The sequence below is a fragment of the Paraburkholderia sp. CNPSo 3272 genome, from assembly GCF_024206495.1.
Lineage (GTDB): Bacteria > Pseudomonadota > Gammaproteobacteria > Burkholderiales > Burkholderiaceae > Paraburkholderia.
Genome location: NZ_JAMBPQ010000020.1, coordinates 60,162 through 72,786 on the forward strand (window position 1 = coordinate 60,162; position 12,625 = coordinate 72,786).

Annotated in this window: 11 protein-coding genes; 4 read left to right on the plus strand and 7 right to left on the minus strand. The window is 66.1% G+C overall.

From position 1 onward, the window contains the following. Positions 1 to 9: 9 nt before the first annotated feature. From M3I53_RS23015 to wrbA, 3 genes are all read right to left on the minus strand, one after another. Positions 10 to 1,446: an FAD-binding oxidoreductase gene (locus M3I53_RS23015; protein ID WP_254318149.1), complete on the minus strand. Its 1,437-nt coding sequence runs from the start codon at positions 1,444 to 1,446 to the stop codon at positions 10 to 12. A 145-nt stretch (positions 1,447 to 1,591) separates the two neighbouring features. Continuing rightward, positions 1,592 to 2,020 (minus strand): DUF2069 domain-containing protein, encoded by a 429-nt coding sequence (locus M3I53_RS23020; protein WP_375542567.1) that lies wholly within the window; start codon positions 2,018 to 2,020, stop codon positions 1,592 to 1,594. After that, positions 2,017 to 2,640: an NAD(P)H:quinone oxidoreductase gene (gene wrbA, locus M3I53_RS23025; RefSeq protein ID WP_254318150.1), complete on the minus strand. Its 624-nt coding sequence runs from the start codon at positions 2,638 to 2,640 to the stop codon at positions 2,017 to 2,019. The genes M3I53_RS23020 and wrbA overlap by 4 nt, the downstream gene beginning before the upstream one ends. A 211-nt stretch (positions 2,641 to 2,851) precedes the next feature. On the opposite strand from wrbA, the gene M3I53_RS23030 reads away from it, so the two are divergent. Beyond that, positions 2,852 to 4,153 carry a YihY family inner membrane protein gene (locus M3I53_RS23030; protein WP_254318151.1) on the plus strand — a complete coding sequence of 434 codons (1,302 nt, stop codon included), beginning with the start codon at positions 2,852 to 2,854 and terminating at the stop codon, positions 4,151 to 4,153. Between the two features lie 46 nt (positions 4,154 to 4,199). Here the strand turns inward: M3I53_RS23030 and M3I53_RS23035 are convergent, their stop codons facing one another. The 3 genes from M3I53_RS23035 to M3I53_RS23045 all read right to left on the minus strand — a co-directional run bounded on the left by M3I53_RS23035 (position 4,200) and on the right by M3I53_RS23045 (position 6,740). Then, positions 4,200 to 4,520, minus strand: a complete 321-nt coding sequence (locus M3I53_RS23035; protein WP_254318152.1) for an Mpo1-like protein — start codon at positions 4,518 to 4,520, stop codon at positions 4,200 to 4,202. A gap of 94 nt (positions 4,521 to 4,614) precedes the next feature. Beyond that, on the minus strand, positions 4,615 to 5,454 hold the full coding sequence (locus M3I53_RS23040) for an alpha/beta fold hydrolase (protein WP_254318153.1): 840 nt from the start codon (positions 5,452 to 5,454) through the stop codon (positions 4,615 to 4,617). Beyond that, positions 5,451 to 6,740, minus strand: coding sequence for an O-acetylhomoserine aminocarboxypropyltransferase (locus M3I53_RS23045; protein ID WP_254318154.1), 1,290 nt, complete (start codon positions 6,738 to 6,740; stop codon positions 5,451 to 5,453). Before M3I53_RS23045 ends, M3I53_RS23040 begins: the two co-directional genes overlap by 4 nt. A gap of 294 nt (positions 6,741 to 7,034) precedes the next feature. Between M3I53_RS23045 and M3I53_RS23050 the strand changes: the two genes are divergently transcribed. The 3 genes from M3I53_RS23050 to aroC all read left to right on the plus strand — a co-directional run bounded on the left by M3I53_RS23050 (position 7,035) and on the right by aroC (position 10,829). Further along, a complete protein-coding gene (locus tag M3I53_RS23050) occupies positions 7,035 to 7,490 on the plus strand; it encodes a CBS domain-containing protein (protein ID WP_069268653.1) in 456 nt (151 codons plus the stop codon). A 103-nt stretch (positions 7,491 to 7,593) separates the two neighbouring features. Then, complete coding sequence (locus M3I53_RS23055; RefSeq protein ID WP_254318155.1) at positions 7,594 to 9,579, plus strand: MFS transporter; 1,986 nt, start codon at positions 7,594 to 7,596, stop codon at positions 9,577 to 9,579. Positions 9,580 to 9,728: 149 nt separating this feature from the next. Next, positions 9,729 to 10,829, plus strand: a complete 1,101-nt coding sequence (gene aroC, locus M3I53_RS23060) for a chorismate synthase (protein ID WP_254318156.1) — start codon at positions 9,729 to 9,731, stop codon at positions 10,827 to 10,829. A gap of 96 nt (positions 10,830 to 10,925) precedes the next feature. Here aroC and M3I53_RS23065 read toward each other — a convergent pair whose 3' ends face one another. Then, positions 10,926 to 12,599 carry an electron transfer flavoprotein-ubiquinone oxidoreductase gene (locus M3I53_RS23065; protein WP_254318157.1) on the minus strand — a complete coding sequence of 558 codons (1,674 nt, stop codon included), beginning with the start codon at positions 12,597 to 12,599 and terminating at the stop codon, positions 10,926 to 10,928. Positions 12,600 to 12,625 lie beyond the last annotated feature (26 nt).

The window sequence follows — 12,625 nt, forward strand, 5'->3', positions numbered from 1 at the left end:
CCCGCGCGTTCAGCGCAGCACTTTCCCCGGATTCATCAGATTCAGCGGATCGAGCGCGGTCTTGATCGCGCGCATCAGCGCGAGTTCGACCTCGCTCTTGTAGTGCATGTTCTCGTCGATCTTCAACTGCCCGAGGCCGTGTTCCGCACTGATCGTGCCGCGATGGCGATCCACGCTGTCGTAGACGATGCGGTTCAGCGTCTTCTCGTTTTCGGCGAGGAAGCGCTTCGCGTCGCCGCCTTCGGGCGCCTGCACGTTGTAGTGCAGATTGCCGTCGCCGAGATGGCCGAAGGTGACCATGCGCGCGCCGGGCACCGCGCGGGCGATCTCGGCGTCGGTTTCCTCGATGAAGTGGCCAATGCGTGAGATCGGCACGCCGATATCGTGCTTGATGTTCAACCCTTCCTGCGCCTGCGCGAGCGGAATGTGCTCGCGGATATTCCAGAACGCCTGCGACTGCGCGAGGCTTTCCGCGACCACGGCGTCTTCCACTAGACCTTGTTCGAGCGCTTCTTCCATGAGCCGCTCGAAGAGGGCGCGCGCGTGTTCTTCGCTTTCGTTGTCCGACAGTTCGAGCAGCACGACCTGCGCGTGATGCTCCGCGAACGGATAGCGCAGTTGCGGGAAATGGCGGCCGACGAGCGCCATGCAGAAGTCCGACATCAGCTCGAAGCCCGTGAGCAGCGGCCCGGCGTAGCGCTGCGCGAGCGCGAGGAAGTCGAGCGCCGCATGTGCCGAGCCGAGCGCGGCGAGCGCGGTGACGCGCGCGGCGGGCAGCGGATGCAGCTTCATGACCGCGGCGGTGATGATGCCGAGCGTGCCTTCCGCGCCAATGAAGAGGTCGCGCAGATCGTAGCCGGTGTTGTCCTTGCGCAGCCCGCGCAGACCGTCCCAGATCTCGCCTTGCGGCGTGACGACTTCGAGGCCGAGACACAGCTCGCGCGTGTTGCCATAGCGCAGCACGCCGGTGCCGCCCGCGTTGGTCGACAGATTGCCGCCGATCGTGCAGCTGCCTTCGGCCGCGAGCGAGAGCGGGAAGAGACGGCCCGCATCTTTTGCGCGCGCCTGCACTTCGGCGAGGATCACGCCTGCTTCGACGGTGATCGTGTTGTTGTGCGGATCGATTTCGCGCACGCGGTTCAGGCGGCGCAGGCTCAGCACGGCCTGCTTGCCGCTCGCGTCCGGCGTCGCGCCGCCCGCGAGGCCCGTGTTGCCGCCTTGCGGCACGAGCGCCACGCGATGCTCCTGCGCGAGCTTCACGACCGCTGCGACTTCCTGTGCATTGGCCGGGCAGAGCACGGCGCAGGCCGTGCCCTGGTAGCGGCGGCGCCAGTCGGCGAGGTAGGGTGCGGTGTCGTGCGCGTCGGTCAGCACGTATTGCGCGCCGATGGCGGCGGCACAAGCGTCGAGAAAGGCTTGGCAGGCGGTCGGGGTGGAGTCGGTCATGGTGTCTCGGAAATTCGCGCCTGGGCTGGGCCGGCTCGCGGCGCGATTGTCATGAAGTCGCGAGGCTCAAATAGGTAGTTTGACATGGCGATAGCCTTCACGCAGCGGTCGTGGACGAGGCGGTTGCGGCGTGGAAGGCCGTCGCTTAGGCCGACTCGCTTTTAGCGGGCTTTGCGGCGGACTTCGCGGCACGTTTTGCAGCGCGCTTGTACGGCGCGACATAGGCAAGCGCACACGCGAAGAAGCCAAGAGCCAGCGCGACTTCCATCCAGCCGAGCCGGTTGCCGGGCGCGGGATCGGTCATGCCGCGCACGATGCCTTCCGCGAAGTAGAGCAGCACGAGCATCGCCGCCCATTGCAGCGTGTAGAGCCTGCGTCGCAGCACGCCAGGCAGCGCGATGGCGAGCGGCACGGCCTTGAGCACGAGCGCGCTGCCGCCGGGGCGCAGCGGCGCGAGCCGCCATTCCCAGGCGATGCACAGCAGCGTGAGCGCGGCGAGCATCGCAAAAGCGCCGAGCGCGGCGCCCCGACGCTGGACGATGGGCGCGGTGACGCCGTCCACGCGGGCGTTCACAGCCGCTGGCCTTGCTCGGTGCTAGCGAGCGCTAGTGCGACCGCGGCGCGCGCAAGCCGCACGCCCAGCGCACTCGCGAGCGTCTTTTCATCGGCGCTCAAACCGTGGCCGCGCGCGTCGTGGCGCGCGTGATGCGATGCGCCGTAGGGCGTGCCGCCGCCCTCCGTGGTGGTGAGCGCGCTTTCCGTGTAGGGGATGCCCACGAGCAGCATGCCGTGGTGGAGCAGCGGCAGCATCATCGAGAGCAGCGTGCTTTCCTGGCCGCCGTGCAGGCTGCCCGTCGATGTGAACACGCAAGCGGGCTTGCCCGCGAGCGCACCGGAAAGCCATTGCGGCGTGGTGCCGTCGAGAAAGTACTTGAGCGGCGCGGCCATATTGCCGAAGCGGGTAGGGGAACCGAGCGCGAGACCCGTGCATTCTTCGAGGTCGCGCAGTTCGACGTAGGGCGGCCCGTCGGAGGGGATGTCGGGCGCGGTGGCCTCGCAGACCGTCGAGACGGGGGGCACCGTGCGCACGCGCGCTTCGGCGCCTGGAACACTGTCGATACCCTGGGCGATGGCGCGCGCGAGTTCACGCGTTGCGCCATGCCGGCTGTAATAGAGCACAAGAATCGGTTTCATCGGGCCTCGTCGGTGGACGGGATATTATAGGGGTTGGGTCTGCCGCCGCAGCGGCGCACCGGCGAGCGACGCGCACGTCACGCGCAAATCATGGGCAAATAGGTAAACTGCGTGCGCGCCGGATCTGCGGCAGAACGTGCGGCAAAACGTGGCGTCAAGAAAGCGAAAGCGCGGCAATCGAGGTGTTCACGGTGGGGAGGAAGACGGGCCAATGGATGTGCTGTCGAGGGTGAAGTTCGATCTGGATATTGTGAAGCGGCTCGCGCGCTTCGCGGCGCGGCGCAGCCGCGAAGATCGCATTGCGCAGGTCGCGGGCAGCCTTACGTTCACTACGCTGCTCTCGCTCGTGCCGCTCGCCACGGTCGCATTCGCGCTCTTTACCGCGTTCCCGATTTTCGCTTCGTTCCAGAACTCGCTGCAGGCCTTTCTCGCCGACCACCTCATGCCGGCGCAGATCAACAGCCAGATCTTCAAGTACCTGAACCAGTTCGCCTCGAAGGCCAAGGGCCTCACGACGATGGGCATGATCGTGCTCTTCGTCACGTCGGTCATGACGATGATGACCGTGGAGTCGGCCTTCAACCTGATCTGGCGCGTGCGCAAGGCGCGCCCGTTCGCGCAGCGCGTGCTCGTCTACTGGGCCATCCTCACACTAGGGCCGATCCTGATCGGCGTGAGCCTGTCGATCTCCTCGTACGTGTTCACGCGTTCGGCCGTAATCGCGACCGAGCAGCACGTTTCGGGCATCCTCGACTGGATGCTGTTCGGCGCCTCGCTGCCGCTTACGGCGCTCGCCTTCACGATGCTCTACGTGTATCTGCCGAACTGCCGCGTGCAGTGGCGCGACGCATTGGTTGGCGGCATCGCAGCGGCGATCGCATTCGAGGCGGCCAAGCGCGGCTTTGGCTATTACGTGCGGCGCATTCCGACTTATACGGCGGTTTATGGCGCCTTCGCGGCCGCGCCGATGTTCCTGCTGTGGATGTACCTGAGCTGGTTCATCACGCTCGTGGGCGCGATGATCACCTCGGCGCTGCCGGAAATCCGCACCGGGCGCTTCGACCGGCCGCGCTTTCCTGGCAGCGATCTGCTCGACGCGCTCGAACTGCTCGCGGGTCTCGCCGATGCGCGGGAAGCGGGCGAGCCGGGCCGCACGACCGAGCAGCTCGCTCAGCTGCTGCGGCGCGACCTGGCCACGGTCAGGCGACTGATCGACGGCCTCGAAGAGGATGAACTCGTGGGGCGTCTCGAGCAGGAGGAACGTGCGAAAACGCTGTTCCTGCTGATCGGCAATCCTGCGCGCATTTCGGTGACGCGCATCTTCGACCGCTTCGCGATCGATCGAAAGGAGCTGGCGTATCAGCTCAAGTCGAGCAGTATCGATGCGCACCTGCTGCTCGGTGCGCTCGACAACGACAAGCTCTCGATTTCACTCGCGTCGCTGCTCGCGACGCGGCGTCTGCCGGCGCTCACGGAGGAGCATCCGCCGGTACTCCCGCATCCGGCGGCGTGACGAAGCAGCGCGCCCATGACAGGCGCGCCGTCGCATCGGATTCAAATCAGAGGGAAATCTTGCCGCGGCAGATATCCGCGAACATGACCCAGTCGCCCATCAAGCTGTAGATGGGGTGACGGAAGGTGGCCGGGCGGTTCTTCTCGAACTTGAAATGGCCGACCCACGCGAAGCCGTAGCCGCACACGATGGCGAGCGGCAGCCAGAGCCAGTTGCCGGTGGCGATCGCCATGCAGACGAAGCCGATCACGCCGAGCGAGCCGATGAAATGCAGCCGCCGCGACATGAGATTGCTGTGCTCGCTCAGGTAGAACGGATAGAACTGCGCGAAGCTCGAAAAATGCTCGGTATGCGTGGTGGGTTGCATCGCCTCCTCCTTTCTGCGTGGGCACGCAGGGGACGGTTGATTCAGCCATTTTCAGGCGTTCCGAACGACCGTGCAACCATTGTGCTCACAGCCGTCAGCCGTTGCCCACGCGCGGTGTTTGCTGCATTGCAAAAGCGTAGAGCGCGTCGAGCGTCGCATCGGGCTGCTCGGTCATCAGCGCGTGGCCGGCGTCCAGCGTGACCGTGTCCACGGGCGTGCCCGTTTGTGCGAACGCCTCGGCGAGAGCGCGCGCGGCGCGCGGGGGCGTCATCGCGTCGCGTTTGCCGATGATCAGTCGCACCGGGCAGCGGACTTTCGCGGCGCTGGCGAGGCCGTCCGCATAAGCATTGCACGCCGCGAAATCGGTATGGAACAGCTGCGGCTCGCCGCGTGCGGAGACGCGCTCCATGAGCCGCTGGTTCATGCCGCGCAGCCAGAAGCCGGGCCCCGGGCTCGACGGCTTGGCGGCGAGCGTCGAGTGCGACCACGCGTTGACGAGTGCGATTGCCTCCGGTTCACGCTCGCGCGCGGCCTCGAGCAGGCTTGGCGCGACCGTCATCGGGAACGCAGTGGCGAGCAGGGCGATGCGCTGCGCGCGTTCGGGATGGCGTGCCGCGAATTCGAGCGCGATGAGCGAGCCCATGCTATGGCCGGCGACGAAGGCCTGCGGGGCGTTCAGCGCGTCGAGCAGCGCGGCGAGCCAGTCGGCGAGCGCGCCGATGCTCGTGAGCGCCGGACCCGCGCTGCGCAGATGGCCGGGCAGATCGACGGCCAGCGCATTGAAACCGTGGTTGGCGAAATAGCGCGATTGCAGCGCCCAGACGCTGTGGTCGTGCTGCGCGCCGTGGACGAACACCGCGAACGGCAGCGCGGGCTCGATCGCGCGCGAGGCCGTGTAGGCATAGACCGGCTTGCCGGCGACATCGACGATCATGACGCCTCCTTGCCGGCGGACTTGCCTTTCGATGCGTCCACTTTTTGCGACGCCTTCAGGGCGCGCTTGAGGTCATCGACCAGGTCGGCAGGGTCTTCGAGCCCGATCGAGAGCCGGATCGTGCCCTCAGCGATGCCGGCGGCGGCCAGTGCCGCGGCGTCCATGCGGAAATGCGTGGTCGAGGCGGGGTGGATCACGAGTGAGCGCGCGTCGCCGACGTTGGCCAGATGCGAGAACAGCGTAAGCGCTTCGATGAAGCGCTTACCCGCCGCACGGCCGCCGCGCAGGTTGAAGCTGAACACGGCGCCCGCGCCGCGCGGCAGCAGACGCTTCGCCAGCGCGTAATCGGGATGGCTCGGCAGCTCCGGCCACGCGACCGATTCGACCGCCTCGTGCGCGGCGAGAAATTCGACGATACGCCGCGCGTTCGCCACGTGCCGCTCCATGCGCAGCGGCAGCGTTTCGATGCCCTGCAGCAATTGCCATGCAGCCTGCGGATGCAGGCACGCGCCGAAGTCGCGCAGGCCCTCGCGCCGCGCGCGCAGCAAGAAGGGCGCGACCGTACTTTCCTCGCTGAACACCATGTCGTGAAAGCCCGCATAGGGTTCGGTGAGTTCGGGAAAGCGACCCGACGCTTGGAAGTCGAAGGTGCCGCCATCGACCAGCACGCCGCCGATCGTCGTGCCATGGCCGCCGAGGAACTTGGTGGCCGAGTGATAGACGAGATCGGCGCCATGCTCGAAGGGACGCAGCAGGTAAGGCGTGGTGAACGTCGAATCGACGAGGAGCGGCACGCCATGGGCGTGCGCGATCTGCGCGACGGCTTCGATGTCGAGCACGTCGAGGCCCGGGTTGCCGAGCGTTTCTCCGAACAGCAAGCGCGTGTTGGGTCGCAGCGCCGCGCGCCAGGCGTCGAGGTCGCCGGGCTTCACGAAGGTCGTCTCGATGCCGAAGCGCTTGAGCGTGTAGTGCAGCAGGTTGTGCGAGCCGCCGTAAAGCGCCGCCGAGGCGACGATGTGCGAGCCCGCGCCCATTAGCGTCGCGATCGCGAGATGCAGCGCGGCCTGGCCGCTCGCGGTGCCGATCGCGCCCGCGCCGCCTTCGAGCGCCGCCACGCGCTCCATGTTGAAGAGCGCGGCGGCGTGGTCGGTGTCGCGGAACGAGAACGAGGTGGTGAGGTAGATCGGCGTCGCGCGGGCACCGGTGGCGGGGTCGGGCGCCGCGCCCGCATGCAGCGCGAGCGTGTCGAAGCGGCTATCGGGATTGGATGCGGGATTCGATGACATCGTGTCGGCGCGCCGGCGCGAACCGGCCTGGTGTCGAGGGTGAAGGGCATCGTAACACCGGCGGCCGGGCGCGGGGACGCCCGGCCAGGCCTTTTTCGTGCCTGATCGCGTGCGTCCCGAGTGGCCGGATTCGTGCCGCAAAACGCCCCGCCACGGCTTTCGGCAGACGTTTCGGCAAGGCCCGGAGCGCCCGCCGCGCGGCTTTCCTTTTAACAATCTTTCCGCTAGGATCGAATCAGGTAGGCATCTTTTCAGCATTTCCCCCATTACTAGCGGCATTCCTGGAGACACATCATGCGTGTCAGCGACATCCTCAAGGTGAAGGGCAACACGCTCTACACCGTCACGCCCGATACTGCGCTGAACGAGGCAGTCAACACCATGGCCGAGCACGATATCGGTTCGCTCGTCGTCATGGAGTACGGCGATCTGGTCGGCATGCTCACGTTCCGCGAGATCATCCTCACGCTGCGCGCAAACGGCGGCAGCGTCGGCACCACGACGATCCGCAAGGTCATGGACGATCATCCCATCACCTGCACGCCGGAAACCGAGGTCGACGAAGTGCGCCGCATGATGCTCGAGCACCATGTGCGCTACCTGCCGGTCATGGAAAGCCGCTCGCTCATGGGCGTGATCTCGTTCTACGACGTGGCGAAGGCCGTGGTGGAAGCGCAGGGCTTCGAAAACAAGCTGCTCAAGGCGTATATTCGCGACTGGCCCGAAGAGGAGCGTCAGCCGGCGCGCTGAGCGCAGCCCGTCTGACGCCTGGTTGGTGAGCATGAAAAGCGCGCGTAATGCGCGCTTTTTCGCGTCTGGGTCCCATGAATTCTGTCAGTGCGATTCCTACTCGATGAACGATAGACCGATGCCCGCGGCGCAGCGCGACAAGCGCAAAATGCACCATGAGGGTGACCACGCTTCACAGTTCGCGCTGCTGCGCCAGCGTCGTTTCGCCCCGTTTTTCTGGACGCAGTTCCTCGGGGCAATGAACGACAACGTCTTCAAGATCGGCTTCACCTCGCTCGTCACGTACCAGGCCGCGCGCTTTTCGGGCGTCGATCCGAAGACGGTCGCGTTCCTCATCTCGGCCATTTTCATCTTGCCGTTCGTGCTGTTTTCCGCGACTTCGGGCCAGGTCGCCGACAAGTACGACAAGGCAATGCTCACGCGCTGGGTCAAGACCTTCGAGATCGCGGTCATGCTGATCGGCGCGGCCGGCTTCTGGATGCACAGCGCGCCGCTGCTCTACGCGTGCACCTTCCTGATGGGCGTGCATTCGACCGTGTTCGGGCCGGTCAAGTACGCGTACCTCCCGCAGCGCCTCACGCCCGACGAACTGGTCGGCGGCAACGGGCTCGTCGAGATGGGCACGTTCGTCGCCATCCTGCTCGGCACGATCGTTGGGGGCGTGGCGGCGGGTATCGGGGCGATGGATCCCGCGTCTGTTCATGCGGACCTTGGGCCGCCGGTCGGCGCATGGTGGCTCGGCGGCATGTGCATCGTCATAGCACTCGTCGGGCGTGCGGCGTCGGCCTTCGTGCCGCCGTGCGAGCCGTCGCAACCGGACTTGCGCATCAACTGGAATCCGGTCTCCGAGACCTGGCGCAACCTGCGCCTCGCGCATGGCAACCGCACCGTGTTCCTGAGCCTGCTCGGCATCTCGTGGCTCTGGTTCGTCGGCGCGACGTTTCTCGCGTCGTTCTTCAATTTCGCCAAGGACGTGATGTCGGCCGACCCCGACGTCGTGACCGTGCTGCTCGCCATGTTTTCGCTCGGCATCGGCTCGGGTTCGCTGCTTTGCGAGCGGCTCTCCCGGCGGCGCATCGAAGTGGGCCTCGTGCCGCTCGGCTCGATCGGCATGAGCGTGTTCGGCATCGACCTGTTCTTTGCGAGCCATGCGTTGCCTGCGGCGTCGCATCTGCTTTCGGTAGGCGAATTCCTGCGCACCGCCGCGCACTGGCGCGTGCTCGCCGACCTGTTCCTGCTCGCCATGTTCGGCGGCTTCTACAGCGTGCCCCTCTACGCGTTGATCCAGAGCCGCAGCGCGCCAAGCCACCGCGCGCGCATTATCGCCGCGAACAACATCCTCAATTCGCTCTTCATGATCGTCTCGGCGCTCATGGCGATGACGCTCACGTCCGCGGGCGTCGGCATTCCCGGTATCTTTCTGACAACGGCGCTGCTCAATATCGTCGTGGCGGCCTATATCTACACGCTCGTGCCCGAGTTCCTTCTGCGCTTCGTGGCGTGGGTGCTCGTGCATACGGTCTACCGCGTGCGGCTCGTGCATACCGAACGCATACCGGCCGAGGGCGCGGCGGTGCTCGTCTGCAATCACGTGAGCTATGTCGATGCGATCGTCATCATGGCCGAAAGCCCGCGGCCGATCCGCTTTGTGATGGATCAGCAGATCTTCCGCTCGCCGTTCTTCGGCTGGGTGTTCCGCCACGCCAAGGCGATTCCGATTGCGCCCGCGCACGAGGACCCGGCCGCGCTCGCCGCTGCCTACGACGCATGCGCGGCCGCGCTGGCCGAGGGTGACCTCATCTGCATTTTTCCCGAGGGCAAGCTCACGCGCACCGGGGAGATAAATCCGTTTCGCCACGGCGTGAGCGAAATCTTGCGGCGCTCGCCCGTGCCGGTCGTGCCGTTGGCGTTGCGCGGGCTGTGGGGCAGTGCGTTCTCGCGCTTTGCCGGGTCCGGCCAGGAGCGGCCGCTGCGACGCGGGCTGACCAGCCGTCTGACGCTCGCGGTGGGCGAGCCGATCACGGCGGCGGACGCCACGCTTGAGCGCTTGCAGGAGACGGTGGCGGAGCTGCGCGGCGCGCGGCGCTGACGCCGGGCCACGCGGTGCGGTGCGCACGCCGCCCAAAACGGCGTCGCGCCCCCTCTGCTCACCCGGCGCTCGCCCGACCGCCCGGGCGGGCGTAGCCGCGAGCGGGCTGGCATAATACTGGATTCCCCGATTCACTTTGGACGACTGCCATGTCCGGCAACACGCTCGGTACGCTTTTCACCGTCACCACCTTCGGCGAATCCCACGGCCCGGCCATTGGCTGCGTCATCGACGGCTGCCCGCCCGGCATGGAGCTCAGCGAAGCCGACATCCAGATCGACCTGGACCGTCGCCGCCCCGGCACGTCGCGTCACGTGACGCAGCGTCAGGAAGAGGACAAGGTTGAGATCCTCTCGGGCGTGTTCGACGGGCGCACCACGGGCACGCCCATCGCGCTCCTGATCCGCAACACCGACCAGCGCAGCAAGGACTACGGCAACATCGTCGAGACCTTCCGCCCCGGTCACGCCGACTACACCTACTGGCAGAAGTACGGCATTCGCGACTATCGCGGCGGCGGCCGCTCGTCGGCGCGCCTCACGGCGCCTACGGTCGCGGCGGGCGCCGTTGCGAAGAAGTGGCTGCGCGAACGCTTCGGCGTGGAAGTGCGCGGCTACATGCGCGCGCTCGGCGAAATCGACGTGCCGTTCGCGAGCTGGGAGCACGTGCACGAGAACCCGTTCTTCGTGCCCAACGCCGACGTCGTGCCGCAGCTCGAAGACTACATGGACGCGTTGCGCAAGGACGGCGACTCGATCGGCGCGCGCGTGAACGTGGTGGCGAGCGGGGTGCCGGTAGGTTGGGGCGAGCCGCTCTTCGACCGGCTCGATGCCGACATCGCGCACGCCATGATGGGCATCAACGCGGTGAAGGGCGTGGAGATTGGCGCCGGTTTCGCGAGCGTCGCGCAGCGCGGCTCGGTGCACGGCGACGAACTCACGCCCAATGGATTCCACGGCAACCACGCCGGCGGCGTGCTCGGCGGCATTTCGACGGGGCAGGACATCACCGTCTCGATCGCCATCAAGCCGACCTCGAGCATCCGCACGCCGCGACGCTCGATCGACAAGGCGGGCGATCCCGCGACGGTCGAGACCTTCGGCCGCCACGACCCGTGCGTGGGCATTCGCGCGACGCCGATTGCCGAGGCCATGCTCGCGCTCGTGCTGATCGATCATGCGCTGCGCCACCGCGCACAGAATGCCGACGTCGTCGTGACGACGCCGAAGATCGCGGCCAGCGACGAGTGAAGTCGATCGGTGCGGCGCGAGCCGCACTCGTTGCGCGGGCAACAAAAAAGCCGCTTCAGGCTCCCACCTGAAGCGGCTTTTTTTCGCCTGCCGGACTTACATGTTCGGATAATTCGGACCGCCGCCACCTTCGGGCGTGACCCACACGATGTTCTGCGTCGGATCCTTGATGTCGCAGGTTTTGCAGTGCACGCAGTTCTGCGCGTTGATCTGCAGGCGGTCGCTGCCGTCGTCGTTCTTCATGAACTCGTACACCGCGGCCGGGCAGAAGCGCGCTTCGGGGCCCGCGTAGGTGCGCAGGTTCACGTTCACGGGGACGCTCGGGTCCTTGAGCGTCAGGTGCGCAGGCTGATTCTCTTCGTGGTTCGTGTTCGAGATGAACACCGAGGAGAGCCGGTCGAACGTGAGCTTGCCGTCGGGTTTCGGATACTCGATCGGCTTGCACTGCGAAGCGGGCTTGAGCATTTCGTGATCGCGATGCTGGTGGTGCAGCGTCCACGGCACGTTGCCGCCCAGCAGCTTCTGCTCGATGCCCACCATCAGCGTGCCCAGGTACAGGCCCTTGCTCATCCACTGCTTGAAGTTGCGCGCCTTGTACAGCTCCGTGTAGAGCCACGACTGCCTGAACGCTTCCGGATAGGCCGCGAGTTCATCGCTCTGGCGGCCTGCCTGCACGGCTTCGAATGCCGCATCGGCGGCCAGCATGCCGGTCTTGATCGCCGCGTGGCTACCCTTGATGCGCGAGGCGTTCAAAAAGCCCGCGTCGTCGCCCACGAGCGCGCCGCCCGGGAACACGAGCTTGGGCAGCGACATCAGGCCACCTGCCGTGATCGCGCGCGCACCATACGAGACGCGCTTGCCGCCTTCCAGGTACTTGCGGATTTCCGGGTGCGTCTTGTAGCGCTGGAACTCCTCGAACGGCGAGAGATATGGATTCTGGTACGCGAGACCCACGACAAAACCCACCATCACCTGGTTGTTGTCGATGTGGTACAGGAATGAGCCGCCGTACGTATCGGATTCGAGAGGCCACCCGGCGGTGTGGATCACGAGACCGGGCTGGTGCTTCGCGGGATCGATCTCCCACAGTTCCTTGATGCCGATGCCGTAGACCTGCGGATCGGAGTCCTTGCCGAGCTTGAACTTCTCGTTGAGCTGACGGCCCAGGTGCCCGCGGCAGCCTTCGCAGAACAGCGTGTACTTCGCGTGCAGCTCCATGCCGAGCTGGAAGTTCTCGGTGGGCTCGCCGTCCTTGCCGACACCCATGTTGCCGGTGGCGACGCCCTTCACGGAACCGTCGTCGTTGTAGAGCACTTCGGCAGCCGGAAAGCCGGGGAAGATCTCCACGCCCAGCGCCTCGGCCTGCTGGCCCAGCCAGCGCGTGACGTTGGCGAGGCTGATGACGTAGTTGCCGTGGTTCTTGAAGTTGTCGGGCAGCGCCCAGTTCGGCACAGCCTTAGCCCCCGTTTCGGAAAGAAAAAGGAACTTGTCCTCGGTCACGGGCACGTTCAGCGGCGCGCCTTGCTCTTTCCAGTCCGGCATCAGTTCGTTCAGGGCACGCGGATCCATGACCGCGCCCGAGAGGATATGCGCCCCGATTTCCGAGCCTTTCTCCAGCACGCAGACACCGATTTCAGCGCCTTTTTCCGCGGCCAGCTGCTTCAGGCGGATCGCGGCAGACAGCCCGGCGGGACCGCCACCGACGATCACCACGTCGTATTCCATCGACTCGCGTGGGCCGTATTGCTCTAAAAGACTTGCGGGGGTCATCAATGCTCCTCTTGCCATTAGAATGC

Bases quoted from the DNA above. Each gene is read 5' to 3' on its own strand.
- M3I53_RS23015 (WP_254318149.1), bottom strand. From the start codon at position 1,446: ATGACCGACTCCACCCCGACCGCCTGCCAAGCCTTTCTCGACGCTTGT.
- wrbA (WP_254318150.1), bottom strand. From the start codon at position 2,640: ATGAAACCGATTCTTGTGCTCTATTACAGCCGGCATGGCGCAACGCGT.
- M3I53_RS23030 (WP_254318151.1), top strand. From the start codon at position 2,852: ATGGATGTGCTGTCGAGGGTGAAGTTCGATCTGGATATTGTGAAGCGG.
- M3I53_RS23035 (WP_254318152.1), bottom strand. From the start codon at position 4,520: ATGCAACCCACCACGCATACCGAGCATTTTTCGAGCTTCGCGCAGTTC.
- M3I53_RS23040 (WP_254318153.1), bottom strand. From the start codon at position 5,454: ATGATCGTCGATGTCGCCGGCAAGCCGGTCTATGCCTACACGGCCTCG.
- M3I53_RS23045 (WP_254318154.1), bottom strand. From the start codon at position 6,740: ATGTCATCGAATCCCGCATCCAATCCCGATAGCCGCTTCGACACGCTC.
- M3I53_RS23050 (WP_069268653.1), top strand. From the start codon at position 7,035: ATGCGTGTCAGCGACATCCTCAAGGTGAAGGGCAACACGCTCTACACC.
- M3I53_RS23055 (WP_254318155.1), top strand. From the start codon at position 7,594: ATGAACGATAGACCGATGCCCGCGGCGCAGCGCGACAAGCGCAAAATG.
- aroC (WP_254318156.1), top strand. From the start codon at position 9,729: ATGTCCGGCAACACGCTCGGTACGCTTTTCACCGTCACCACCTTCGGC.
- M3I53_RS23065 (WP_254318157.1), bottom strand. From the start codon at position 12,599: ATGACCCCCGCAAGTCTTTTAGAGCAATACGGCCCACGCGAGTCGATG.